This is a genomic window from Salipaludibacillus neizhouensis (assembly GCF_002886185.1).
Taxonomy (GTDB): Bacteria; Bacillota; Bacilli; order Bacillales; family Salisediminibacteriaceae; genus Salipaludibacillus; species Salipaludibacillus neizhouensis.
Genome location: NZ_KZ614148.1, coordinates 4,278 through 29,302 on the forward strand (window position 1 = coordinate 4,278; position 25,025 = coordinate 29,302).

General features: G+C 36.9%; 23 protein-coding genes, 1 other RNA gene and 3 pseudogenes. 21 read left to right on the plus strand and 6 right to left on the minus strand.

The annotated features are described in order from the left end of the window. The 5 genes and pseudogenes from CEF18_RS26695 to CEF18_RS27310 all read left to right on the plus strand — a co-directional run. Positions 1 to 338, plus strand: a 338-nt coding sequence (locus CEF18_RS26695; RefSeq protein WP_223292457.1) for a hypothetical protein, incomplete at its 5' end; no start/stop codon positions are given. Positions 339 to 462: 124 nt separating this feature from the next. Continuing rightward, the gene (locus CEF18_RS22885) at positions 463 to 846 is read left to right on the plus strand and encodes an IolE/MocC family protein (protein WP_110938861.1); all 384 of its coding nucleotides are present in this window, start codon (positions 463 to 465) and stop codon (positions 844 to 846) included. Positions 847 to 984: 138 nt separating this feature from the next. Next, a pseudogene (locus CEF18_RS22890) lies at positions 985 to 1,329 on the plus strand (DUF6176 family protein); the annotation flags it as partial. Positions 1,330 to 1,561: 232 nt separating this feature from the next. Next, positions 1,562 to 2,083 (plus strand): VanZ family protein, encoded by a 522-nt coding sequence (locus tag CEF18_RS22895; RefSeq protein WP_223292475.1) that lies wholly within the window; start codon positions 1,562 to 1,564, stop codon positions 2,081 to 2,083. 188 nt (positions 2,084 to 2,271) lie between these two features. Then, positions 2,272 to 2,430 (plus strand): annotated as a pseudogene (locus tag CEF18_RS27310) (reverse transcriptase domain-containing protein); the annotation flags it as partial. 357 nt (positions 2,431 to 2,787) lie between these two features. Here the strand turns inward: CEF18_RS27310 and CEF18_RS22905 are convergent. Next, entirely contained in the window at positions 2,788 to 3,690 is a 903-nt protein-coding gene (locus CEF18_RS22905) for a DMT family transporter (RefSeq protein WP_223292458.1), read from the minus strand. Positions 3,691 to 4,375: 685 nt separating this feature from the next. On the opposite strand from CEF18_RS22905, the gene CEF18_RS22915 reads away from it, so the two are divergent. The 11 genes and pseudogenes from CEF18_RS22915 to CEF18_RS22970 all read left to right on the plus strand — a co-directional run bounded on the left by CEF18_RS22915 (position 4,376) and on the right by CEF18_RS22970 (position 13,129). Further along, positions 4,376 to 5,245, plus strand: a complete 870-nt coding sequence (locus CEF18_RS22915; RefSeq protein ID WP_110938864.1) for a LysR family transcriptional regulator — start codon at positions 4,376 to 4,378, stop codon at positions 5,243 to 5,245. A gap of 154 nt (positions 5,246 to 5,399) precedes the next feature. Beyond that, positions 5,400 to 5,707, plus strand: a pseudogene (locus CEF18_RS22920) (Tn3 family transposase); the annotation flags it as partial. Positions 5,708 to 6,208: 501 nt separating this feature from the next. Further along, complete coding sequence (locus CEF18_RS22925) at positions 6,209 to 7,150, plus strand: sugar-binding transcriptional regulator (protein ID WP_110938865.1); 942 nt, start codon at positions 6,209 to 6,211, stop codon at positions 7,148 to 7,150. Between the two features lie 30 nt (positions 7,151 to 7,180). Then, a complete protein-coding gene (locus CEF18_RS22930; protein WP_110938866.1) occupies positions 7,181 to 7,624 on the plus strand; it encodes a transcriptional regulator GutM in 444 nt (147 codons plus the stop codon). 7 nt (positions 7,625 to 7,631) lie between these two features. Next, positions 7,632 to 8,177, plus strand: coding sequence for a PTS glucitol/sorbitol transporter subunit IIC (srlA, locus tag CEF18_RS22935; protein ID WP_110939231.1), 546 nt, complete (start codon positions 7,632 to 7,634; stop codon positions 8,175 to 8,177). A gap of 12 nt (positions 8,178 to 8,189) precedes the next feature. After that, on the plus strand, positions 8,190 to 9,203 hold the full coding sequence (srlE, locus tag CEF18_RS22940; RefSeq protein ID WP_110938867.1) for a PTS glucitol/sorbitol transporter subunit IIB: 1,014 nt from the start codon (positions 8,190 to 8,192) through the stop codon (positions 9,201 to 9,203). Positions 9,204 to 9,236: 33 nt separating this feature from the next. After that, positions 9,237 to 9,602 (plus strand): PTS glucitol/sorbitol transporter subunit IIA, encoded by a 366-nt coding sequence (locus CEF18_RS22945; RefSeq protein ID WP_110938868.1) that lies wholly within the window; start codon positions 9,237 to 9,239, stop codon positions 9,600 to 9,602. Positions 9,603 to 9,621: 19 nt separating this feature from the next. Further along, entirely contained in the window at positions 9,622 to 10,398 is a 777-nt protein-coding gene (srlD, locus tag CEF18_RS22950) for a sorbitol-6-phosphate dehydrogenase (protein WP_110938869.1), read from the plus strand. A gap of 479 nt (positions 10,399 to 10,877) precedes the next feature. Next, entirely contained in the window at positions 10,878 to 11,267 is a 390-nt protein-coding gene (locus CEF18_RS22960; protein WP_147422034.1) for a reverse transcriptase family protein, read from the plus strand. A 445-nt stretch (positions 11,268 to 11,712) separates the two neighbouring features. Next, entirely contained in the window at positions 11,713 to 11,802 is a 90-nt protein-coding gene (locus CEF18_RS27315; RefSeq protein WP_220693844.1) for a putative holin-like toxin, read from the plus strand. A gap of 1,108 nt (positions 11,803 to 12,910) precedes the next feature. Further along, positions 12,911 to 13,129 (plus strand): hypothetical protein, encoded by a 219-nt coding sequence (locus CEF18_RS22970; protein ID WP_110938873.1) that lies wholly within the window; start codon positions 12,911 to 12,913, stop codon positions 13,127 to 13,129. A gap of 839 nt (positions 13,130 to 13,968) precedes the next feature. Here CEF18_RS22970 and CEF18_RS27075 read toward each other — a convergent pair. Together CEF18_RS27075 and CEF18_RS22980 are read right to left on the minus strand one after the other, a co-directional pair. After that, positions 13,969 to 14,226 carry an aspartyl-phosphate phosphatase Spo0E family protein gene (locus tag CEF18_RS27075; RefSeq protein ID WP_110938874.1) on the minus strand — a complete coding sequence of 86 codons (258 nt, stop codon included), beginning with the start codon at positions 14,224 to 14,226 and terminating at the stop codon, positions 13,969 to 13,971. Positions 14,227 to 14,488: 262 nt separating this feature from the next. Beyond that, entirely contained in the window at positions 14,489 to 14,794 is a 306-nt protein-coding gene (locus tag CEF18_RS22980; RefSeq protein WP_190238713.1) for a hypothetical protein, read from the minus strand. Positions 14,795 to 16,075: 1,281 nt separating this feature from the next. Here CEF18_RS22980 and CEF18_RS22990 point away from each other — a divergent pair. Then, a complete protein-coding gene (locus tag CEF18_RS22990; protein WP_110938877.1) occupies positions 16,076 to 16,522 on the plus strand; it encodes a JAB domain-containing protein in 447 nt (148 codons plus the stop codon). A 274-nt stretch (positions 16,523 to 16,796) separates the two neighbouring features. Here the strand turns inward: CEF18_RS22990 and spo0A are convergent, their stop codons facing one another. The 3 genes from spo0A to CEF18_RS23005 all read right to left on the minus strand — a co-directional run bounded on the left by spo0A (position 16,797) and on the right by CEF18_RS23005 (position 20,069). Further along, on the minus strand, positions 16,797 to 17,588 hold the full coding sequence (gene spo0A, locus CEF18_RS22995) for a sporulation transcription factor Spo0A (protein WP_110939232.1): 792 nt from the start codon (positions 17,586 to 17,588) through the stop codon (positions 16,797 to 16,799). Between the two features lie 312 nt (positions 17,589 to 17,900). Then, positions 17,901 to 18,278 (minus strand): penicillinase repressor BlaI, encoded by a 378-nt coding sequence (gene blaI, locus CEF18_RS23000; RefSeq protein ID WP_110938878.1) that lies wholly within the window; start codon positions 18,276 to 18,278, stop codon positions 17,901 to 17,903. A 48-nt stretch (positions 18,279 to 18,326) separates the two neighbouring features. Then, positions 18,327 to 20,069 (minus strand): BlaR1 family beta-lactam sensor/signal transducer, encoded by a 1,743-nt coding sequence (locus tag CEF18_RS23005; protein WP_110938879.1) that lies wholly within the window; start codon positions 20,067 to 20,069, stop codon positions 18,327 to 18,329. A 452-nt stretch (positions 20,070 to 20,521) separates the two neighbouring features. Here CEF18_RS23005 and bla point away from each other — a divergent pair, with 452 nt between their 5' ends. The 4 genes from bla to CEF18_RS23025 all read left to right on the plus strand — a co-directional run bounded on the left by bla (position 20,522) and on the right by CEF18_RS23025 (position 24,245). Further along, positions 20,522 to 21,424 (plus strand): class A beta-lactamase, encoded by a 903-nt coding sequence (gene bla / locus CEF18_RS23010; protein ID WP_110938880.1) that lies wholly within the window; start codon positions 20,522 to 20,524, stop codon positions 21,422 to 21,424. A gap of 240 nt (positions 21,425 to 21,664) precedes the next feature. Further along, a complete protein-coding gene (locus CEF18_RS23015; protein WP_110938881.1) occupies positions 21,665 to 21,952 on the plus strand; it encodes a hypothetical protein in 288 nt (95 codons plus the stop codon). Then, positions 21,950 to 22,134: non-coding RNA, 6S RNA (gene ssrS, locus CEF18_RS23020), on the plus strand. The genes CEF18_RS23015 and ssrS overlap by 3 nt, the downstream gene beginning before the upstream one ends. Before the next feature lie 65 nt (positions 22,135 to 22,199). Next, positions 22,200 to 24,245: a penicillin-binding transpeptidase domain-containing protein gene (locus CEF18_RS23025; RefSeq protein WP_110939233.1), complete on the plus strand. Its 2,046-nt coding sequence runs from the start codon at positions 22,200 to 22,202 to the stop codon at positions 24,243 to 24,245. Positions 24,246 to 25,025: the final 780 nt, after the last annotated feature.

Sequence of the window (25,025 nt, forward strand, 5' to 3'; positions counted from 1 at the left end):
TACTAATTCTTCCAAAATATGAAGAGATGCTTGATTTTTTCAATGTTAAATGGATCTTAATTTATTCAATTTTATTAAGTGTTTTATATTTCTTATTTGGCATTTTGATTGAGACTAAAAGGGTAATTAAAGTGTTTTCTAAGAAAATAAGAATTAATTGGTTACAATTTAGTTTTGTAGTTATTTTAATTTTATTAGTTTTCGTTCCCACACAATATTGGTTAATCCTGTTTCCTCATAATTTTTTAATTAGTTTTATTTCCAGGCTTGAAATTCAAGTTATTTTGAACGTTCTCGCAGGAATTTTATTTGTACGATCATTTGATAAAGAAATTTAACTTGGCTTAAATTTTTACTAACGGGAGCAATAGTTCAATAAGCCTTTGGTACTGTTGCGGAGCTAAAGGGGAGGTTTATTGAAGAAGTCCCATCGTTAAAAATATATTGGAGGGGAGAAAAAGAATGAAACAATTATCTTTTATAGCCACAGTATTAGTTCTAATATTGTTAGTTACTGGTTGTAATCAACAACCAAACATTGATATTAGTAAAACCTTGGAACAAACGAGAGAAACACTCAAAGAATTAGATGACGTAAAAACTACTGCGGCTTCTTTTGATGGGGAGAGTGATGTTAAGTTTCGGCTTATGGTTGAGGGGCATCCAACAGAGGAAGAGGCTATATCTTTGTTTAATAAAGTATTAGAAAGTATTACTAAGTCGTCAAATCATTCTGATGTATGGGAGTATTATAATGGCTATTTTGACATAAAAAGTTTTGATAATGGTGTTATATATGAAGCGACTAAACTTATGGGAGAAGATTTCAATATATCGTCGAACTAAAATTTGAAAAAACGAAAGCGTTTTGTGAAGGATTATACTTAAAGTAAAGGAGTAGCGATAGTGGAAGAAGCCTTTGGTGCTGTTCGGCGCGGAGTTTAGTGAAAAATGAATATGTAGAAAGGATTTGGTTTTTTAGCATTAAATGTTGAGTTATCTAAATTTAAAGTTAAAAAAGGTAAAACAGAAGCAGTTGATGAATGGAAGAATTTTTTAAATGAACATATGGAGCAGGTACTCTTAACTTTAAAAGATGAAAAAATGTTTGTGGAGTCTATTTTCCGAGAAAAGGATGTCGAAAACGAGTATCTATACTGGTTTTCAGTTCAAGGGGAAGGCCGAAAGAATGTTGAGGAATCGCAACACGAAGTTGACAAGAAACATCTTGAATATTGGTATGAATGTATTGATGAAGAATTTCCCCACGTTGATTTGGAAACAAAAGTGGTTATGATACCAGAGGATGTTCGTAAAGCGATGGTCTAAACAACGGTCTCTTCAACTAAAGGAAGCTTTTGCTGAACAAGCAGTGGCTGCTCTCCTACTCAGGAAAAACGTTGTTTAGTTGTAGTATAGATGCTTAATAGTGCTTCTGGGTTAGAAATTCGAATGGTATATTGCATTGGTTTTAACGAAAAAAATAAAAATTTAACTTAATTAGATATTGATATGGAAGTGAGCATCCTTGAAAGTAATCTTTAAAGTCATAGTAACAATATTGATTTGTGTTTATTTATTAATCCTCTCTAGGTATATATTGTTCAAATATATGACTTCAACTGACATCATAAATCATTTTACTTTTAACTTTGAAATTTATGGTCCATTTTTAGAGAATCACAATTTTATTCCATTAAAAACAATCGTTTACTATTTATTTTTTGATTGGGAGCATATTGGTTTGGGGATAAGATTAAGTAATTTAATAGGCAACATTCTTGGTTTTATACCTTTTGGCTTTCTGTTTCCATTATTATCTCATAGGTTCCAAAAACTAAAAGTTGTTGTAATTGCAACTTTTAGTTTAAGTCTTACATTTGAATTACTACAACTTATCTTTCATTTTGGGAGTTTTGATTTTGATGATTTAATTTTAAATACTACTGGCGGTATACTAGGCTATCTTCCATTAAAATACCTTAACATGCTGTTTAAAAATAAGAAAAAATCTAATGTGTTAATTTTTAAGCTGATTTTATCAATTCTATTAATTCTTCTAATAGGAATATTGTATATGTAGGTAAAATTGTACCATTTTCTTCTTCAACAAATAGGATTACGTTAGTGCATGAAGCAAGCTGCCTTTTAGACCTAATTCCTATCGATTTTATCTGCAACAAACAGGCGCAATTCTGTAATAAGAATTGCGTTCTTTCTTTGTGAATAGGGCCAGATTGTTGTGCGAAATGTTTCTAATTCAAATCGAGAATGGTTAGATACTGGAACTACTACGGCTTCACGGAGACTTTTACGGATTTATATGACATCATTACGTCAAGAGAGAATATCCTCCTATCCTATCGTACAATCAAATCCAATTCAGGCTCAATTACATCAGGCACTGATTCGAAAACTAGCAATGATATTATAAAAATAGACTAACAAAAATTTGGAAAAATCTGATAGAATAATGTCGCTCCTGCTATATCTAAGCAGATAGGAAAGGAGTGATAAAGATGGATCAACAATTTACTAAATTTAAAAAATTACTACTTAGAAGAAAATATAAAACCCGAAGATGAATAGGGGCGAATTACATTTTGCGAGATAGTGACGCAAATAAAATAAGGGGAATATGGGTCGGTGAAGAAGACTCATTGGTGTAGATTTAAAATAAAGTTTGATCATTTTCTTCCTATGTTGTTCCACAAATGCGCCCCTTTAACAGAAGACTTGATTTCAAGATAATCTAATAATACTTGTTTTCCACTTCTATGCTGCTCATCACAATACCACTTTGCCTTTTTCTTCCCTTAGCTCGTTTTTCTTCGACCGAAACAATTCTCCAAAAGCTGCACCTCCTAAAATCAACAAAGCCCCGGCTATTTGCACAAGACTTAACTTTTCTCCTAAAATAGCAGCTGAAAAAATCAATGCCGACAGTGGCTCCAAATATCCGAGGATTGACACTGTCTGAACGGGCAAACCACCAATGGAAGAAAAATAAAAATAGCAACCGATTCCAGTACATACAACGCCTAATAGCAATATGGGTATCAGATTTCCTTGCATAATGTTGACTGAAAATCCTTGCTTTAAACCTATAAAAATTGCAACCGTTATAAAGCTAGTAAATAACTGACACATGGCATTTTCAAGTCCTGTTATACTTTTTGCCTTTTTATTGAAAACCACCATAATGGCATATGTGATTGCCGATAATATTCCACAAGTCAATCCCCAGGAATTTCCATTCTGTGACAAAGCTTGCCCGTTTACACAAAGCATTCCAATTATTACAGCAAGAAATCCAAGTAGTTTTCCACTTGTCATATTTTCCCTGAATATAAGGGGAGAAAGGACCATGACGATAACAGGACCGCAATAATAAACAAGGCTGGCAATGCTTACACCTATTTGTGCGTAAGCTTCAAATAAAAACATCCAGCTTGCACCCATCGCCACGCCGGAAATTACTAAATACAATAAATGTGATTTATTTTTCAAAAACTGTACTTTCTGCTTAGATAGTACAAATACTAAAATCAAAAAAATGATACCTATCAATGTCCGCAAAAAAACGATTTCATAGCTGTTTAATAAAATATAATTTGCAACAATTCCGTTGGAGCCGAACAGGAGCAATGCGGCTATATATTTGAAATATGCACTTTTCACTTTAATCACCTTTCTCTTTCTGAATTTTAGAATTCAATCATAGTTGGAATGTGCTTTGTATAGGTTAGGAAATTATTGACGATCTCCTTTGTTTTGACCTTTATATATCCGGTTGTAGTCCATTGCTACATCCATATCATTCTTCCAAAAGTACGTCATTATCAAAAAACAACTTGCACAAGATTGTCTTTGTCCATTAAAACGCCATATACAGTTGCAGCACCGATTTTTACGCTCAGAATACTTTCCAAAAATTCAGCAGGAGCAAAGGATACGCGTGAAATGCCGAGTGCATTGCTGAACCCCCTTGATTTGAATGGTTTATTTGTGATCTGTGGTAGTTATAAATAAAACTCTGTCTTTTTACTAATGCAAAGGAACAGATTTTTTACCATTTTCATATCCAATTTTTGATCATCTCGATACAGGCCTCCGAAATTTCTTCACCTTTAATTACTCGTTCAAATGAAATCTGTAACTTTGTCAATGGTTCGTAGACCATTTCTTGTAGCGGAGACTTATAGCTATCTGGTGCTTTTTCCGTAATATCACTCACAAAAAATATCTTTATAGACCTTTTCCTTTCCTAACTTGAATTTTTGATAGTAATAACATATCATGTTCACATGTATTACAAAAACGAATGTTTCTCATGTTATGTATGATGAAAATAGATGGGGGGAAGGAAAAGAGTATGAATATCCAAAAATATATGGCATTTGTTAAAGCAGTAGAATTTGGTAGCTTTACAAAAGCTGCCGAAGCATTGGACTATACACAGTCTGGGATCAGCCGTATGATTAACGATTTAGAAACGGAATGGGGGGTTTCCCTTTTTGAAAGAGGACGTGCCGGTATCAGTTTAACCTCGGATGGCTTAAAGTTACTGCCCCAATTAAAACGAATCTGTAATGAGCATGAAATCTTAATAACTCATATCGAAGACTTACATGATATGCAGTCTGGAATGATTCGAATCGGAACATTTTCCAGCGTAGCAACCCATTGGCTCCCTAACATTATTAGAATTTTTAAGAAGGATTACCCAAAGATAGATTTTGAACTTTTGCTTGGTGATTATACAGAAATTGAAAGCTGGATTTCAAATGGACGTGTTGACTTCGGATTTGTGCGGCTACCATCAAAAGCAGAATTTGAAACTATCTTTATGGAGCAAGACCGTTTGCTGGTAGTGATTCCGCAAAATCATCCGCTTGCTAATTGCGAAAAGTTTCCAATCAACGACTTATTAAACAGTCCGTTTATGCTGCTGGAAAAGGGAGCAAAAGCAGAAATCTCTGAAATTTTTGAGATGCACCATATTTCACCGCAAGTTCATTTTACAACATGGGATGACTATGCAATTATGTCTATGGTGGAAAACGGGCTAGGAATCAGTATATTACCAGAATTGATTTTACAGCGTATTCCTCACAAAATTATAGCGAAAGAACTTGAAGTTCCTGCTTTTAGAAATATTGGTATTGCTACGAGAGAGAAAAAATCACTTTCCCTTGCGTCCAGGAGATTTTTAGAATATTTATCATATAGAAACAGGGAGTGAAAAAGTGTGGTGAGAAACATTTAATCACATTGTTAAAACACCACATCATTTTAATCCTTATTTCTGTTTCCACTTACTTAAACACACATGACAGTCTGTTTAAATGGTTCGCGCTTGCTTATACTTAATAACCTTTTTTGACGGTCCGAACTTTGATTATATTTCTAGCGAAACATTACGTCGGTGAATCCAACGTGGATTAAATAAGGGTGAAGCCATGACTTGGAAACGACTATTTTCTTTGGGAAATATGGGGAACTTAGAGAAAGAGCATTACAAGATCAATTACAACGTGCCAGCGTATTAAACCTTATTAATGCTTTTAGTATCTGGAATACCGTGAATCTATCAGAAGCCATTCAACATTTTAAAACAACAGGAAAATATAAAGAGGAATTGCTTCCTCCTATATCTCCTTTGGGATGGGAACACATTAACTTCTTAGGTGAATATTCATTTTAAACCTGAGATTTCAGACTTTGTCCATTCCTGCGCCCACTTAGAATTTAAATAAAACCTTGATTTTTCTCCTTAGCATAGAAAAATAAGGTTTTATCTTCCGGAAAATGTCTCACCGTATAACCCACGTTTTGTCGGCAGGGCCCCGTAGCGAATGATCTATAATGTTTTCACGTTTAAAGACTCAAAGCGAGCTAAAACCCTAATTCTAATAACATGTAGCAAAATCATCTCCTGATCCTATGATGTCTACAATATGGTCTATTTTGTATGCCTTTTCTTAACCTCATGATCCACTGCACAAAACGAGGCAGCTCGACGGACTATTAATACTCGGATCCACTAGCCTTATATTAATGATTTTAATTTTTAAAAAATACCTATACAATTTAATTTGAAGTCTCCTTGACAAGATAAATAAGGTCCCATATAATCAGAATCATAAGTTGCACACATATTCAACTACTGCACATTTGTGCGAGAGGGAATGAGAGGTGAAGGAATATGTCTTTATGGCAAGAGCAGCGTCTGTTAGTAAAAATTTCAAAAATGTACTATGAACAACAAATGACTCAGAGTCAGATTTCTAAAGAATTAGGAATTTATCGAACAACTATTAGTCGCATGCTTAAAAGAGCGAAACGAGAAGGTATTATTGAAATCAAAATTAATTCCGACTTTGAAGATGTTTACAACCTAGAGGAAAAATTAGAAGTTAAATTCGGACTTAAGGAAGTCATTGTCGTGCCATCTTTTGATGATAATGAGAAAGTAATTAAACAAAAGCTTGGTTTGGCTACCGCTGAGTATTTAAAACGCATTCTAACAAATGGACATACACTTGGATTTGCATGGGGCACGACAATCGTCAATGTTTCGAACCAACTTATTAACTGTGAGAAAAGAGAAATTGATATTGTTCCATTAGTTGGTGGACCGGGTGCTGTTGATGCAGACTATCACGTAAATACTATAATCTATAAAACTGCTGAAGCATTTCAAGGAAAAGCACATTTTATTGATTCAGCTGCTATTGTAAATAAAAAGGAGACTAAGGACGATACGATAAATTCTCCACACTTTAAAAGGATTTTAGATTATTGGGCGAAGTTGGATGTAGCCGTATTAGGTATAGGAGCCCAATTAAAATCATCGAACCTCATTTGGACGGGATTCTTTGGATATGAGGAAGTAGAAGAACTAGATAAAGAAAATGCTATCGGAGATATTTGTTCAAGATTCTATGATGCAGAAGGGGAAGTTATTCATTCTGATTTAGCTGAAAGAACAATTGCAATTGAATTATCTAAACTCAGAAATGTCCCTTATTCCATTGGTGTAGCTGAATCGAAAGAGAAAGTTCCTTCAATCCTGGGAGCAATAAAAGGAAAGTTTATAAATGTGCTAGTTACAGATGAAGAAACAGCTAAAGAGTTATTAAAATAATTTTTGAGAACGCTTTAAAGGAGTGGGAAAATGATCATTTATTTAATTATTTTAATCGGTTTGGCTTGGTTAGTTCAAAGCTTCCTTGGATTTCTCCAAATTCAGCATTTCAATAAACATTTCGTAGAGATGAGAAGAAAAGGAAAAGTTGCGATTGGACGAAGACGTGGTTTTTTCCGGGCAGGCACAGTTGTCTTGCTAGGAGTGAATTCTCGTAAAGAAATAATAGACGCTAGAAAAATGCAAGGCATTACAGTGTTATCAAAAGTAAAGGTGCTTAAAGGATTAGAACAGAAAAGCATCTTAAAAATCAAAGAAGTAGATTTGAAACAATATGACGTATTGACTGCTGCCTCTATACAAGACGCCGTCTTCCAATATAAAACTGTAGTCTTAGAAGGAGGTGAAGTTTTAGAACATCCGAGTTTGTTCAAGAAAATTTCAAATAAGTTTTTAAAATTAAAAGAGGGGTGAAAAAATGATAGATTTAATTACAAATTTTGCTGATGGTTTTATAGGATTGTTCGAAGCCGGCGGGGAAGTATTTGTTGATTTTGTTACAGGAATTATACCGTTATTGATTTGCTTACTAGTAGCAATGAATGCGATTGTAAAGTTTATTGGTGAAGAGAGAGTGGAGAATTTTGCCGCGAAAGCAGGGACAAATATTTTTTCGAGGTACTTCATCTTACCAGTGGTAGGAACGTTCTTTTTAGCAAATCCTATGACTTTATCACTTGGAAGGTTTTTGCCTGAAAAACATAAGCCCAGTTATTACGCAGCTGCGTCTTATTCAACCCATACTCATAATGGATTATTTCCCCACGTAAACCCAGCAGAATTGTTTGTATTTTTGGGGATTGCACAAGGGATTACAACGTTGGGATTACCAGTAGCAGAATTGGCTGTATTCTATTTCGCGGTGGGAATTGTAACTAACTTTTTCCGCGGTTGGGTGACAGACTTTACAACAGCATTTGTAGAAAAGCAACAAGGAATTAAGCTGAAAGAGAAAATTGAATTATAAAGGGGTGTTAATATGAGTCAGAATAACTATCAATCCATTGAAGTGAAGGCAGGACCGGGTGGATTTGGCGGGCCACTTCATATCCACACAGACGAAAAGAAGAACAAAGTTGTTTATATCACTGGTGGCGACATACCGGACGTTGCGGTTCGGGTTGCTGAGCTAATAGATTGTGAATTAGTTGACGGATTTAAAACAAGTGTTCCAGACGAAGAAACCGCTTGTGTCATCATCAATTGTGGAGGCACACTACGCTGTGGTATCTATCCACAAAAGAGGATTCCGACAATAAACATCGAAGCTACAGGTCAAAGTGGCCCGTTAGCTAAGTATATCACAGAGGACATTTATGTGTCAGCAGTGCGCCCTAAAGACATTTCTTTATTGAACGACGAGTCTCAAACTTCTGCTGCTGTCAAAACAGAAAATGAACAACAAGAACCAGTAAGAAAATATACATCTGACAAAAAAATAAGTGAACAACAAAAACCAAGAGGCTTCTTGACAAAGGTTGGAATGGCTATGGGGAATATCGTTAATACCCTTTTCCAGGCAGGTCGAGAAACGATCGATACTGTATTGAAAACCATTTTACCTTTTATGGCTTTTGTCGCTATGCTTATCGGGGTAATTTTAGAGACGGGAATTGGTGATCTATTTGCTCAGTTCTTATCACCATACGCTGGCTCGTTACCCGGTCTATTAGCCATATCGTTAGTGGTTTCTTTCCCACTATTATCTCCGTTTTTAGGACCAGGGGCTGTTATTGCTCAGGTTATAGGAGTATTAATTGGAACTGAAATAGGAAGAGGAAATATTCCACCTCAACTTGCTTTACCCGCATTATTCGCAATTAATTCTCAAGCTGCGGCTGACTTTGTACCAGTAGGTCTTGGTCTTGCAGAAGCAGAACCGGAAACAGTAGAGGTTGGAGTTCCATCCGTTTTATACTCCAGATTTTTAACAGGGGCACCAACCGTATTCATAGCCTGGTTGGCCAGCTTCGGATTATATACAAATTACTAGTATCAGTATCAATATTTAAAGGGGTTGTGAAAGATGACAGTCATTTATGAAACAAACGTCGTGGAACTTGGTAGTATGGTTGACTCTTTTTATGAAGACCAAATGATTATTCTATTTAGCTCTTATGCACCGGAAGAAATGAAAGAGTATTGTGTTTTACATGAAACAAATCAACTGCATAAAGATATACAGGTTGGCGATACCCTTTATATCGGTGAAGAATCTTACGACGTAACAGCAGTGGGAAGTGCTGTAAATAAAAACCTTGATCAGTTGGGTCATATCACCCTGAGTTTCTACGGAAAAACTGAGCCGGAATTGCCAGGATATCTATGCCTTGAAAATAAAAAAATTACTCCGGTTCAAGATGGAAATAAAATAAAAATCTTACGCGATTAAAATAAATGGAGGGTTCTATATGAATTTGAAAACAGCTATTATTGTAGGTGGAGGTCAAAGTCTCGGAGAAGCACTTTGTCACCGACTTGCTGAAGAAAATTACCAATTGGTCGTCGTCGATATAAATAAAGAAAATGCTGAGAAAGTAGCTGATGAGGTAGCTAATAAATACAATATCCCAACATTAGCCGTCAAAAGTGATGTCACCAAAGAGGATGATGTCAGGGAATTCGTCAATCAAGCAAAAAACAAATTTGAAACCATTGATCTTCTAGTTTACAACGCTGGCGTTGCCGTCAGCAAGAAAATTACTAGCTTTGAAGTAAATGATTGGGACAAAACAGTGGATGTCAACCTCAAAGGATATTTCCTTTGTGCGAGAGAGATCTCTAAAACCATGATTGAACAAGGGTTTGGCAATATTATCCAAATAAACTCCAAATCTGGTAAAGTCGGTAGTAAACACAATTCCGCTTATTCTGCTTCTAAATTTGGGGGTATTGGGTTAACACAAAGTCTTGCCCTCGACTTGGCTGAACATAGCATTCGTGTCAATTCAATTTTGCCCGGGAACCTTTTGGATTCCCCTATGTTTCAAAGCCTCATCCCACAATATGCGAAAAAGCTAGACATTCAAGAAGACGAAGTATTGGATGTTTACAAAAGCAAGGTTCCATTAAATAGAGGATGTACCTATGATGATATTGCAAATGCCGTTATTTTCTATGCATCAGAAAAAGCGTCATACATGACAGGACAATCTATTAATGTCACAGGCGGACAAGTGATGCACTAAATCACTTTGAAAAAGAGCATATATAAATTATATGCTCTTTTTTTCTATGTGTGCCCGGCATGTCTAACAACTTGGTGGTGAAAGTCCACTACAGACTTGGTAGTAGGAACTGTTAGCGGAAGGCAAGGGTGTCCATCGTGAGGTGGAATCTGAAGGAAGCCGGAAGCAAAATCCTGAGGTGACGAACAGAAATTGGATATAAGGCTGAATAGAGAAGGATAAGTCTGCAATACAAGATGAAGTCCTATACTACCCAAATCTCTTACAGTAAATCCAGCACCTATATGGGAGGAAAGTGGTTAGACTTACCCGGGGAGGTCTTACAAGGGTTCCCGACAAGAGGGAAGGAATTTCCCACAGGAACAATCATGACAGTGATGGCATGATGAATTGTAAGAAGTCAGCCGAAGCCATAGTAGTCCATAAAGAGGACGAAGGGCTGAACAATAGTAATCTTGGAAGCCGTGGAGGTGAGAGAAATGCAACAACCACAGACAACATCGAAAGATGGCTATCTACAAGAGAATAGGATGGAATCCGAAGGTACAGTAGAAGTGTATAGTATTTCTCACGGTGAAACGGAAAGAAGAGATGGTGTGAGTCATCTGATCAATAAAGTAGCCAGTCGCTCAAACTTGAACCTAGCTTATAAAAAGGTGAAGGCTAACAAGGGAGCTCCTGGAGTTGATGGAATGACTGTGAATGAATTGTTTGCTTATCTCGTTCTAAACAAAGAAGAACTTATAGAACAGATAAAAACAGGTTCATATGAACCACAACCCGTCAGACGTGTGGAAATACCAAAACCGGATGGATCAAAAAGAAAACTTGGTGTACCAACTGTACGTGGGGTACAGCCAACATTTTGACGTAAATATACGTTAAGACAATTATGGAAGTGTGAATCTAATTTTTATTATGATAAGGAAGCCTATTATTCCAATGATACACAAGGGATTTATGTATCATTGACTAAAAGTTTATATCCCTTGGTACGATAAGTTTTTTGGGGTATTTAGTTTATTCATTAGAACTTTATGCCTTTCAAATGATACTTATTGTATAGATTAGACCTACTATGTATCATGCAGAGGAAGAAAATGTCTTAACGTATAAAAGGGTTAAAATGTTGGCTGTACCCCACTATGAAGTTATGAAAATATAAAAGAGGACTCCCAAAGAAAAGAAGTCCCCTGTTTTAACTATGTAACTACTTTTTAAATAGACCAATTCGTTTCAAGATGGTAATATAAGGATATCAAATGTTGTGAGCAGGGTGTCGGCAAATCCTTCGGTATTTCGGAGGTGATGGTTATGGAATTACAATTACTTTTTACCGCTGGTATTTTTCTTGTTGCATTACTTACTTTTGTAGTTTTGTTAATAAATTCAGCGAAAAAGTAACCCACCCTGCGTCCAAAAGCAAAAGTTTAACTTATTTACAATGCCGACTGGCCGCTATCTTGCGGAATGACATTTGTGAGAGTCGAGATGCTACCAACATCTCGGCTCATTTTTTATTTTATGATTAACTTAGAATAAAGATGTTAAACGATTTAACGACTTAACGACTTCATTGAGCAATAGCTATGTTTAAATAGCCATATCCTACACTTAAGTAGCTTGTCCATAGATTGATTATAAAATTTTTAAGCCGCATTGTAAACTATTATCATTAAAAAACAGCACTTACGATTGGGGAAAGGCTAAATTTTGAGGAATATAGAGAGATTTAGATACATTTGACACCCCTCATCCTCCTACATCGATTCATAACCCCACACCGTTTTAAATCCGAAACATTTACTGATATTGTCTATGCTCAATACTTACTCCAGGTTTCACCCTGTCTTGTGTAAGCAAGCCTTGTACGATAAATATAAGAGGTTTTTCTAATAGTCTCATTAGTGATACTCCCTCACTATTCAAATCTCTATCAATCTATCACTCAAACATAGAACCGCGGTTGTCATTCCCAGGAGACTCTCGTTCAACTTGCTTTCCCCATCTTCATAACTCACTGCAAAGTCACAACTATTTTACATATAAGTATGTGCGACAATGGTTTCAACGATTTTTGCTCATACTAAAAATTAGTTAAAGTTTATTAAGGTTTTCCCTTTGTCACAGCCTACTGGTGAGGTTTTGTGAGGTTTGTAGATCGGATTCTTTACCTTGAGACAAATAAAAAAAAGCACAGTAAAGCTTGTGTGCCTTCTCATGCCTTACTATTAACTCACTGTATCTTTCGTAAATCTTAGGGTTTATTAGTAACTAAGTTTTTCTAAGTTCATTGGGCAATCGTTATCTTAGACTCGGAGAGATAAGAATTTATAAGTTGACAGCTAGCTTCATGCCGCTCACCATTCCATTTCCATTACGTGAGTGTATATATAGGCTTTCTTATATTACAAACAGGCCAGTAAAGGATGTAGCTGAAGCTATTTGTCTTTATGGACTCGTCTCAAAAAAGGTGATTGAGCACCTTTCGAAAAACTTCAGAAGGGACTTAATGTGTAAGAATGCCCTGTATGTTGGAGAACTTGAGAACCTGTCTTTACAAAGTGAGAAAATTGAAGGATCTAAAACAAGGGTGACGATTCGCTTCAAACAAGAAGACCATGAAATGTTAGACCGCCTAGCATTTGCATTAGACGTTACACCATCTAAAGCAACGGCAATACTGCTTGATGTGAGTGTACGAAATTCTCATTTATTAATAAGTACTTAAATACCTTTGTAAAAGAGCAACTCGATGACAGACGTATGAGGGAGCTTAAGAAAATTATGACGTTTATTAACGATAACAATCCATATGGAGAGTATATCTCCTGGGGTGATTTTATTATGTACTTATTCGATGAGTTTAAATCAGGGAAAGAGACCTTTACCAAACATCTAAGCATCTGGATCGATAAGAATAAACCACAGAATTAATGTATGAGGGAGAAATAAAGTATGTAAATGGTGGATAGTATCGAAGGATTTATAAGGTTGCTATGGGGGGAAGCGAGAAGTGATTAACGAATCAAACAAGCGTATTTAAAGGCTGAAGCTAAAAAAGAGAACTTAAGATTCTCTTTTTTAGCTTCGGCCTTTTTGTTAAAGTTCAAATCTACCATTATATTCATGAGTAAAACGTTTATTCCTCTTCGTTTTTGTCATTGGAATGTGATGCTATTGTGATAAAGTAGTTTTTTATGTGGAGAAGGGTTTGTTAGAGGGGGCGGAGAATCATGCTCACTTTGTATTTCCTTTTCTATGAAGTGGGTCTGGTCGATAATGAGTGATGAAACAATCTTATGGCGTTTTCTTCCTCCTCTTCCCTATTATTAAATGAATCTATTATGTCTAGAACAAAGGGAATGTGTCCCAGACATAAACCGAAGATTTTGGAGGGGTTTCCGTGGGGGAGAGGGTAATGAGTCGAAGAAAAATTCGTTCGGATAAAAATGTTGATATGAAACCAACCATTCCTTTTAACGTGTACGAGTGCATCTCTATAATTTCTACATTACAAATAAGCCCGTGAAGAATGTTTGAGAAACTATATGCGAAAAATTTTTAGCTTCAAATAAAGGTAAGAAATTGCTTTAGGGAAACTTTGTGAGAGACTTCCGGGTGAGCGATATTCTGAGAAGATGTTCTACTTTGTAAATGCCGTTTTCGATCTATTTCTTGATACCTGTTAAGTAATAGATCGAGTTCTTGACTACAGGTGACAACTCGAGGATCAGTTAACCTGAAATGGTTTGTTTTTCTATACATTTCTCTCTTTTTTATGTTGATTTTTCCTAACAATATTAATTTGTAGATCATGTCCCTCATTCATCTTTCCTCCAAATATTTTTGTTGCTTCGGTTTCTTAATGAAGTCATCGCAATGGGGTAAAAGCACGTAATCTATCATATACGACTTTTCTTGAATATATTGTAGAAAGCTGTATATAGAACAAATTGTCACCTTTTTGTAATAATTATGTTTAAAAGATTACAGTTTCATAACAGATGGAGGTAATACTAACGGAGAGCTAGACATACTTATATTTATTGTCTTAGTAACTAATAAATCTTAATCCTAAATTATTTTTTCAAGGCGATAAGTGTTTATTCAAACCTTCCATGAGCAAGTAATGGACGAACTTTTCTTTCACTATTACACCATTATCTGGTGCCTCTAATGGCTTCTTCATTGTTTGCTGAAGGTGAGGGAGGTGTAACTTGATATAATGCTCTGCTTTTTTGTTCCCGTTTTTGAGTATGATTCTCGTACGTTGTGGTGAGACCCCTATTTTTTCTCCTAATACTTTTAAACTCACTTTTTTTCCTTTGAATAAGCCTAAATACTTTTCTGCCATACATTGAATATAGCGTGGATCGATGTATGTTGGTTCCAAGGCAACTCACCATATGTATCAAATCCTCTATCTATTAGGTGCCTTATCACTTTTTTGCTTCTTGAAAAGTCTTGGGGGTCCATCTTCCGCTTAATCATGTACTTATTCATTTTTAATAAATGTGCTTCGCACGCAATTTCTTTATCATCCCATTTATCTAACACTTGAGTAATTCCCCCAATCATAAATTGTTTATAAACGTACGCTCCCCACATGTTTCTTAATGAGGGATTGAGTTGCATGGATTAGTACGGATTCCAGTATTAAACAATCGTCCATACGTGATAATCGTTCGACCTTTCATACTAACTTAAAAGATTATTCTACAATGAAAGTGAAATTCCTCTATTATTTCGAAGGGAAACCGATCTTAAGCGGCAAAGTGTAGTAGGCTTTTACTTCCCAGATACTGCATTAGGGGGTGAATTGATATCTGTACAATTTAAATAGTTATTGATACAAGCAATATGTTCTTTTTTGAATAACCTAATGTTACAGGTGGCGCTGTTTGTTTGCTTCTTTATCTACATGTTGATACCTCCTTCTTTCTTAGAAGTGGATGATTTAAAATCATCCTCTTTTTGGATTTTGTATGAATTTGGCTTCGTTCCCGCTATGAGAAAAACTACTCAAAGCGTACTTTTTAAAAATGGAGTTCACACATGGAAATAGGTGATGGCTTCTGTTACCATGTATCAAAAGAAAATTAAAGTTCTTTCTCCTAGGCGGCTGCACGACAGACTGATCAAAAATAAAGGTCGCTTTCCGTCATTCTGTACGTGTCGCTTTAGCACTAAACAGATCGATAACTACGGTCTGTAGGGATCCTAGCGTCACCTACATCCGTAGGTTCCTGTTCTGTTTCCTACCGGACGTACTAAACGAGCCGAAAAACCAATACAAAGAGAGTGGACTTGCAGACGGTATCGAGCCTTTGCAAGTCGCAGTGATCAAAGCTCTCGCAATGATCCCTTACGCAATGGCAACTTTGTTGTCATTGCTTTTTCTTTGTACGGTAGGCATTCCTTCTTTGTTCTTCTCATGATAATCATTTGTTCATAAGGTCGGTCAAGGGTCTGCAAAAGCTTAAAAAACCGTAAATAAGCCAAGTTTCCAAACAGGACTAAAAAAGCCCAAATCGCTTTTAACTCCTGCTAGGTTATTGGGCTTATTAACGCTTTCTAAAGCTTTTTTGATCCTTCGGAGCTTCTTCCAGTCGCCCCTTGACAGTCCTTTTCACAAAGATTCGTTGTGGTCAAACAAAGAAAGGAAGTGCTATTAATGGAAACAGTATACGAAATTCAACGCATTAAACAAGTCATTCAGGAAAGGGAGGGAGGGGACAAGTACATAGTACGTTCCCCTGAGGATGCAGCGACTATTGCATCAACATTTATCAGTGATGAAGATAGAGAGGTGTTCTTTGTCATGTGTATGAATACGAAAAACCGTATCATAGCCGTTCATCGTTGCCATGTAGGAGCGTTAAACGCTAGTGTTGTTCACCCGAGAGAAACGTTCAAATCTGCGATATTGAATAACGCAGCATCGATCATTGTAAGTCACCAGCATCCGTCACAAGATGTACAGCCATCCATGGAGGATATAAACGTGACGAAACGGTTAGCTGATTGTGGGAAAATGTTAGGTATCGAAGTATTAGATCATGTTATTGTTAATGCAGCTGCTGAATATTACAGCATGAAAGAGAAGGGGCATCTCATCTAAATATAAGAGGGAGAAATCCCTCTTATCATTTTTTTTCTCTGTCTTTTATAAGTGCGATTTATCAGGGGACCGAAACCTGATGAATTATTCTAAACTCAACTTATAGGACAATACCAGTAAAAACGTTTTAAGTTTTATCTACATAAAAATGGATACACTACCAAATGGTGTTACTTCGCTGTGAATACCATCCAAGAGAACACCAAAAAAGCATAGCCTTTCCTGCATTGGAAGGGCTAATGAAGAACCTGATAGGCTCTTGTTTCACTCCTTACTAGCTCGTCACCTTATTTTCAATGCGTAATTTATCAGCAACCATCGCAATAAATTCAGAATTCGTTGGCTTGGATTTAGACACACTTACTGTGTATCCAAACATTTTAGATATGGATTCAATATTCCCACGACTCCACGCTACTTCTATGGCATGTCGAATAGCTCTTTCTACTCTACTTGCAGTTGTATTAAAATGCTTCGCTATCTCTGGATATAGTACCTTGGTAATTGAACCGAGCAATTCAATGTCTTTATACACCCTTGTAATGGCCTCTCTTAAGTACATATATCCCTTTATATGAGCTGGGACGCCAATCTCATGAATGATACTTGTAATACTAGCATCTAAATTCATCGGCTTGTATTCTCTTTTATACCCCGTTTCCATAGAATAACTTCTCGTATATGACTTCGATTGACCAGAGACATCCCTAATTTTGTTCATTAACGTATCCATATCAAAAGGTTTTATCACATAATAGGCTGCCCCTAGCTCGGCTGTCCTTTTCGTAGTATATTCTTTTCCAAAAGCTGTTAACATAATAATATTAGGGCGCTTTTTCAGTTGACGCTCATTTAGTTTCTCTAATACCGCAAGTCCGTCTAAATGTGGCATGATAATATCAAGGATAAGGACATCCGGTTGGGTCTCTTCCACTAATTCCAAACACTCTTGCCCATTAAATGCTGTTCCCACCACTTCCATATCATCTTGTGATTGAATAACATCCTGAAGTAAATTCACCAGTTCTCGATTATCATCTGCCACACACACTTTTACGTTTTCCAATATTATTTCATCCCCAATCATAGTTTTTATGGTTTCTTTTTTTATTCGACAGGGCATAAAGCACACCCTTTAATTTAATAAAGAGTTTAATGTAGAAGAGCTTAAAGAAAAGAATTTTTTGAGAGCGAAGATAAGTTTTTCAAAAATCTTAAACAACTAAGAGATGCAGACCCATGGGATATAGAAGACGCGATACTTCTGCAGCAAACTATTTAATAATATTAACGCAATACCTCAAGCCTTTAGAAATTTTCACTTTTCAACAAACAAAGTTCCGTACTCACTGTGGAACACAAGAACTGCGCCTTGTTTCTATTCAATTCTTTTATCGAGCTTTTTTTTTAGTTCTTTGATTTCTTCTTTGGTTAGGTTTTCATCTTCGATAAATTGGACGATGAGGGATTTAGTGATACCGCCGTATATACGATTGATTAGAGATCTGGTTTCAGCGCGTTGGCATTCTTGCTCAGAGTAGAGCGGAGTAAAGGTGTAAATGCGCTTTTCTTTATTTACTGAAATGACGTGTTTATGGTTTAGCCGGTCAAGCAGAGTGCGGATTGTTTTCGGCTTCCATTCTTCGTATTCCTGTAAAGCGCTGCAAACCTCGCTCGCCGTTATGGGCGACTTCTTCCAGAGAACTTTCATCACTTCCCATTCCGCTTCGGTAATTTTGGGCATTTCTTTTGACATTTTAATATCTCCCCCTTCAGCACTTAACGTGCATTTGGACAGCTTCCCTTAATACAACCCTTTATTTTTTAATATCGACATGGTGATTTCTGCAGCTTTGCTGCCGCTGCCAGTATCAATGTTTGTAGCAAAAAACCAAGTATCATTATTGATTTCAACAAATCCAATGAACCATCCATTCACAGTTTCACCGTTGACAACACCTGTTCCGGTCTTTCCATACAGTCTTGCGTTTCCCTTTTCTTCAAGTTGAATAGCCGATTTCACAGTTTCAATGTTAACGGGATCAAAATCCTGTTCGTTCGTATAAAAGCTGCGTAATAACCTCACCTGTTCGAAAGGAGAGATTTCCAGAGAAGACTCAAGCCAATATTGACCGGTCCCACCTGAGATATTCTTATTTCCATAATCAAGCTGTTCTAGATATACTGCAAGCTTATCTTTTTCAATTCTCCTGTCAAGAATCTCAAAGTACCAGTTAACGGAATGTTCCATTGCGGTATAAAGACTCTGATCTCTGTTCCACTCTTTATAATCATTTGGTTTTCCATTCCACTTAAATGAAGAATCATCAGGTGTTATGGCTTTCTCTTCCAGACCGATCAGAGCACTGTAGATTTTATAAGTCGAGTTAGGCGACACTCTCAATCTGCTCTTCTGCTTATTATAAATATGGTACCTTTTATCCTTCAGACTTGTGAGAACGATGGTTCCTTCTTCTTTGTCAAAATAGGTGCTTAAATCCTCAGTGATGATCTTTTGATCCTTAATATCATAATAATCTTCATTTGCAGAGGCAAGAGTGAAAAAGGGTATTTGAATAGATATAAAAAGTGTGGTGGCAACAAAGAGTATGATGCTTTTGATAAGTATGAAACGAGAATTTCTACGGAAAGATGCAATATGGGTGATCCGTTTCTTTATTTGTTTTTTTGAACCTGTCAACTGATTTGTTACGGAGAAAAAATCAGGAGGCTGTTCATAACAAGAAAGAATCGTGTGGCCATACTCTGTATAAGAAGCAGGGTCGAGAGAATGAAGAACTGCATCATCACAAGCTAACTCCCGGTCCACCCGCATCTCCCTGAATGCTATCCAGATGAATGGGTTGAACCAGTATAGAATCTGATACAAAAGAAAGAGGTAGTTGACCCTCGTGTGATGGCTTTTCTCATGCTGGAGTTCATGAAGAATCACATATCTTAGCTCTTTCAAGGACATATGCTGCTCTAGTTCTTTGGGTATTAAAATGGTAATCCTAAAAAATCCAAAGATCAGCGGTGATCGAATGCGAGACGAGACGAATAGTGAAATGTTTTTCTTAATATCAAGATCATTTTTACACGATTCGAAGAGAGAATTAATATCTGTACTTCTTACACGCTTAGCTGTTTTTACAATTCGATTCAACTTCAAATGAGAATGGAAAAAGAAAAAGCTAAAAACAATGATGCCCACTACCCATATTAGGAGAAAAATTACATTGAGATTTGAATAATCAAATTGATTTACTGATATACCAAAGTCTTGTGTCCAATTGCCATTAAAACCGGGATTTGTTTCGGACATCTCAGGAGGTGCAAATGGCACCGAGGTCTCTGTTCTTAAGTTTGTATATTCGCTAAATGAAATCCATCCCTTTGGTAAAAAAGGAACCGTAAGCGCGGCGATAAGTAAAAACCAAAGATGATAGCGCCAGGTGGCAGACAGACGGAATTGACGCACAAGAAAGATCACAGAAATAGTCATTACCGATAGCCCGAATGTCATTAACATTTGAGGTAAAATCAATATTTCTCCTCCTTTTATGAGGTAATCTTTTCAGCCTGTCAATATAAGTGATATTAAAACAATTTTTGTGAGTTTAATGGCGTTTTTACAATACTCAACAGAAACTAATAGTACAAGAGAATACTAAAATCTTACTAAAATAGTGAGAAGGGCAATAATGATCTGTTTTAGTTAATGCAAAGTAAATTGTAACATAACCCTTTTTTTAGTTTTGAAACATATATTGTCGTAGCGAGTGAAGTACATGAACACTTATTCTCTGTTTTCCCGATCGAAAATATTAGTACAAAACAAATTTGAATCAAAGCGTAAGAAAAACTTTATTTAGAAAGCTAAAGTTGAATTCAAAAATAAATTGACATAACTTGACTACAAATGTAATATAAGACTACACTTGTAGTCAAGTTGTTGGATTGAGATAATTAATAAATATTTTTAAATGGAGGATTCGTATGAAACGTTTTTCAATGAGGAAGTTTGTGGGGACAGTGATACTAGGGAGTTTGCTTCTTGGGGGTTGTTCAAATAATCAAAATGAACCAAATCAAAATGAAGAAAATGAAGAAGCGACAACGAATTATAGCTTTGAAGAGCTCGAGAAGGAATATGATGCAAAGCTGGGGGTTTATGCACTTAATACAGGCAGTAATCAATCTGTTTCCTACCGTGAAGATGAACGCTTTGGATATGCATCTGCACACAAGGCGTTAGCTGTAGGAGTACTTTTGAAGAATAAATCAATCGAAGAACTTGATGAAAAGATCAATTTTACAGAAGAAGATTTAGTGAACTATAACCCCGTTACTGAAGAGTTTGTCGACGAGGGAATGACTTTAAAGGAGTTAAGCGATGCATCTATGCGTTACAGTGATAACACGGCCGCCAACCTTATCCTTGAAGCGATCGGAGGGCCTGAAGGATTTAAGGAGGTACTTAGAGAAATAGGCGATGATGTCACCGAACCAGAGCGTATTGAGCCGGATCTTAACGATGTGAGTCCTGGAGAAACGAATGATACAAGTACGCCTAAAGCACTTGCTGAAAGTCTGCAGTCTTTCACACTCGGTGACGTTCTCTCTGAGGAGAAGCAGGAGATGCTAAATGACTGGCTGATACGAAACACTACGGGAGATAATCTAATTCGGGCAGGTGTACCAGAAGATTGGGTGGTCGGAGACAGAACCGGATCGGGCTCATACGGAACTCGAAATAATATTGCTGTCATCTGGCCGCCAAATGATGATCCAATCATTCTTTCAATACTCTCCAGTCGTGAAGAACCTGATGCCGACTACGACGATGAATTGATTGCCAAAGCTGCAGAAATAGCAGTTGAACGATTAGAGGAAAAGTAAAGCCTGCGGTTTCCCCTTTTTTACGTTTTTCATTGATAAATCATTATTAATTTCAATTAAGGTAAATGCAAATAGTTTGAGAAGATCTTCATTTTAAGAATGACATTAATGTGAGCCTAAGCCAGTTTATTTAAAAAATTGAACCGTTTATGAAGAGAAAGGAGTTTTTAAGATGCAATTGTTTTTCAGCAAAGCTGCATTCAAACTTTTTTCCATGCTCTCAAAGGGTGATGATCCCTGTTGAATTCAACTCAGTTAAATCAATCAGAAAAGACTGATAGACAAGGCAAGAAGCCTGGATGGCCTGAAATTGGTATAATGATTCTCACCTATTTGATACTTGTGTTGGGAGTAGCTTCGATCATTAATACGTTTATAGAGGATGGTACGGTTCTGAGCGGAATTAGTTTTGCTGCATTATCCGGAGTGGCTGGATTGGGTGCTTTTCTTGCGGCTAACCTTAGTATAATGATGAACATAAGGGGCGTCATTATTGCGTCGCTAAATTACATGAAGTGTACTTATTAATGCCTGTGGTGTTAATGAACTTCGAGTTTAATTCGAACCGAACACCAATTCACTTCAGGAGCCTAACATTAAATGGCCAACAACATGCCTGTTTACAGGAAGTTGAAATCCATTTTGCCAGCACTCACTTGCCTAGGGCGGGTTCGTGAAATATGGAAGATAACCGCACATGCGGGCGTTCATTAATGCTATGGCAGTGTTCCCGTTTTCTTTGGGACACTTTTTTTATGGGGAAAGGATTGACTTTATGAGTGAGAAAAAAGTGTATAAACCACAAGTTTCAGTTCGCTTAAATTTACTTTTTTTCGGGGTTTTCATTCTCTTTTCAGTATTAATTTTGCGACTTGGTGTCGTACAAATTGTTCAAGGTGAAGAGTTTTCAGAGCAGCTTAATCGTGAAATCAATGTAACGGAGAGAATTGAGGCGCCAAGAGGTCTCATGTACGATCGATTCGGAAATCTCCTTGTTGATAATGAGCTTCAATTTACTGTCACATATACCAACCGGAATACACCACAAGATGAAATGATTGAAACAGCTGAAAGACTTAGCCAGTTTGTCACATTTGATACAAATGATATTGAAGGAAGATTTGATAGAGATCGTCGCGAATTTTGGGCGCTATTAAATGAAGAAGAATACTTAGAAAAATTAACTATTGAACAGGCTGAAGGGAAAGGTCTTTCGGATAGTGAAGCGCATTTAGAGAGACTAAATGCAATAACAGATGAGGAGCTTAATGCTTTTACAGACGACGAATTAGAAGTCTTTTTAATCTGGCGAGAGTTTAACTCTGGTTATAACAATAGTGCACATAAAGTACAGCGTGGAATCTCTTACGATAGTGCCGCGCAGATCATGGAAAATATCGATCAAATGCCAGGAGTCGACATTATTCGTGACTCCGTCAGATCCTATACGTATGGCGATGCACTTAGCTCGATATTTGGTCGAGTTGGATCGATTTCAAGAGATGATCTTCAGGCAAGACTTGCTGAAGGATATGAAAGAAATGAAGAGGTCGGTCAAAGTTATTTAGAAGCGCAGTATGAGTCTGTCTTACGAGGTAGAGATGGTCGACTTGATAACTTTACTGATCAGGATGGGAATCGTTTGCGAAATCCCGAGGAAAGACAAGGAAGCCGAGGTAATGACCTAGTCTTGTCCTTTGACATGGAATTGCAGCAACGAGTGTCGGATATCGTTGATTCAGAAGTTGCAAGAAGTAGAGGTAGCTACGTAGGTGAAGAAGATGCATACGTTGTTCTTATGGAGCCACAGACAGGTGAAGTACTTGCTATGAGTGGCTACAGTAGCGATTTAGGCACCTTTACTCAAGGCTACGTAGTTGGCTCCTCTATGAAGGGGGCGACCGTATTAGCTGGATATGATACAGGTGTGTTGCCGCCAGGTTCTAGTATATTTGACCGTCCGGTAAACTTACCGGGTTCTCAACCGATCCGATCTCTTAGTAACCTAGGCTACGTGGATGATATCGCTGCATTAGAGAGATCCTCTAATATTTATATGATTGAGGTAGCTATGCGACTTGTTAATTATGTACCTGGAGTCTCTGGTACAAACTGGGGTAACTTCTCTAGAGGATTCGATACACTTCGCTCTTACTATCAGCAATTTGGATTAGGTGTAGAGACAGGAATCGACTTACCTGGAGAGTTTACTGGTATTAACGGTGGAAATACAAACTTACCTGGTCAAATGCTCTTCTTAACATTTGGTCAGTTTGATACGTATACACCAATGCAACTTGCTCAATACGTATCTACAATCGCCAATAATGGTACTAGAATTGCGCCAAAGGTTGTTAAGGAGATACGTCAACCAGGCGAAAATAAAGAAGAACTTGGCCCTCTTACTTTGCAAAATGAACCGAAGCTTTTGAATACAATTGATGTAAACCAGACATACTTTGATCGAATTCAACGTGGTTTTTACCAGGTTGTCCATGGTTCGCGAGGTACAGCGAGAGCATACTTTAATGGTCGTGACTACGATCCTGCGGGCAAGACTGGTACTGCGCAGGTAACAGTTAACGGACAAGAAGCAAATAACCAAACCTTTGTAGGTTACGCGCCATTCAACAATCCTGAGGTAGCAATTTCAGTTGTTGTGCCAGGAGTTTTTGACAATCAAAATAGTTCTGGTATCGCAAATAGAATTGCAGAAGCCTCTTTAGATGCATACTTTGAGCTAAAGGAAGAAAGACAAGGTCCAACGATCCCAAAATCAGGTCCTGCCGTTGATAAAATCGGTGATGATACTACTGATTAAATACTAATAAAAAGTTGCTTCGCACTAATTATGCGAAGCACATTTTTTATGATGTGATGATATCTATGATTTGACTATGTGTCATCTCGCTCGACAGCTCGAATTCGCCAACTTGAACGAGTGACTCGCGACAGCTCACTCGTAGCTGATTTAAAAAATCTTGAGCGTTCGTTACGATTCCTAATGATTCTAATTCTGCTGCCAGCTCAGGCGCTGAAGTTCCTGGCTCGATTGTTACTGTAAGAGTAGTAGTTTCCTCTTCTAGCTCTTCTTCATCATTTGTATTCTCTTCATTATTTTCAGGGGTACAGCCAACATTTTGACGTAAAACTCACGCTAATACATAATCTTCCATCAAAACGTTGCTTTTCAAACGCTAAGGAGTCATTTTGATAATTCTACGCAAAATTTTACTGGACTAACACCATCTAAAAAGTATAAAAGTATGTATTTATGAAGCATGTTATGTTGAGTTTTTAGCGTGGAATTCAACATCTACGCTATTTTACAACTTATTTTGCAAATAAATGTCTTAACGTGAGTAATGTGGTAAAAAGTTGGTGGTACCCCATAAAGAGGATTTTAATAGAAAGGAGGCCGTTCATGTATGACGGTCTCCTTTGGTTTTCTTAGAATGAACTTAGATGGGTTGTATCATAAGTAACCTTATGAACAGGATATCAACCTTATTGCTAGCGTGAAAAATCTGAAGGGATTCTCCGATGCCATCCAGAAGCTTTCCCAAAACTGAAAATCAGAAGGTAGGGGATCTAGGGGATC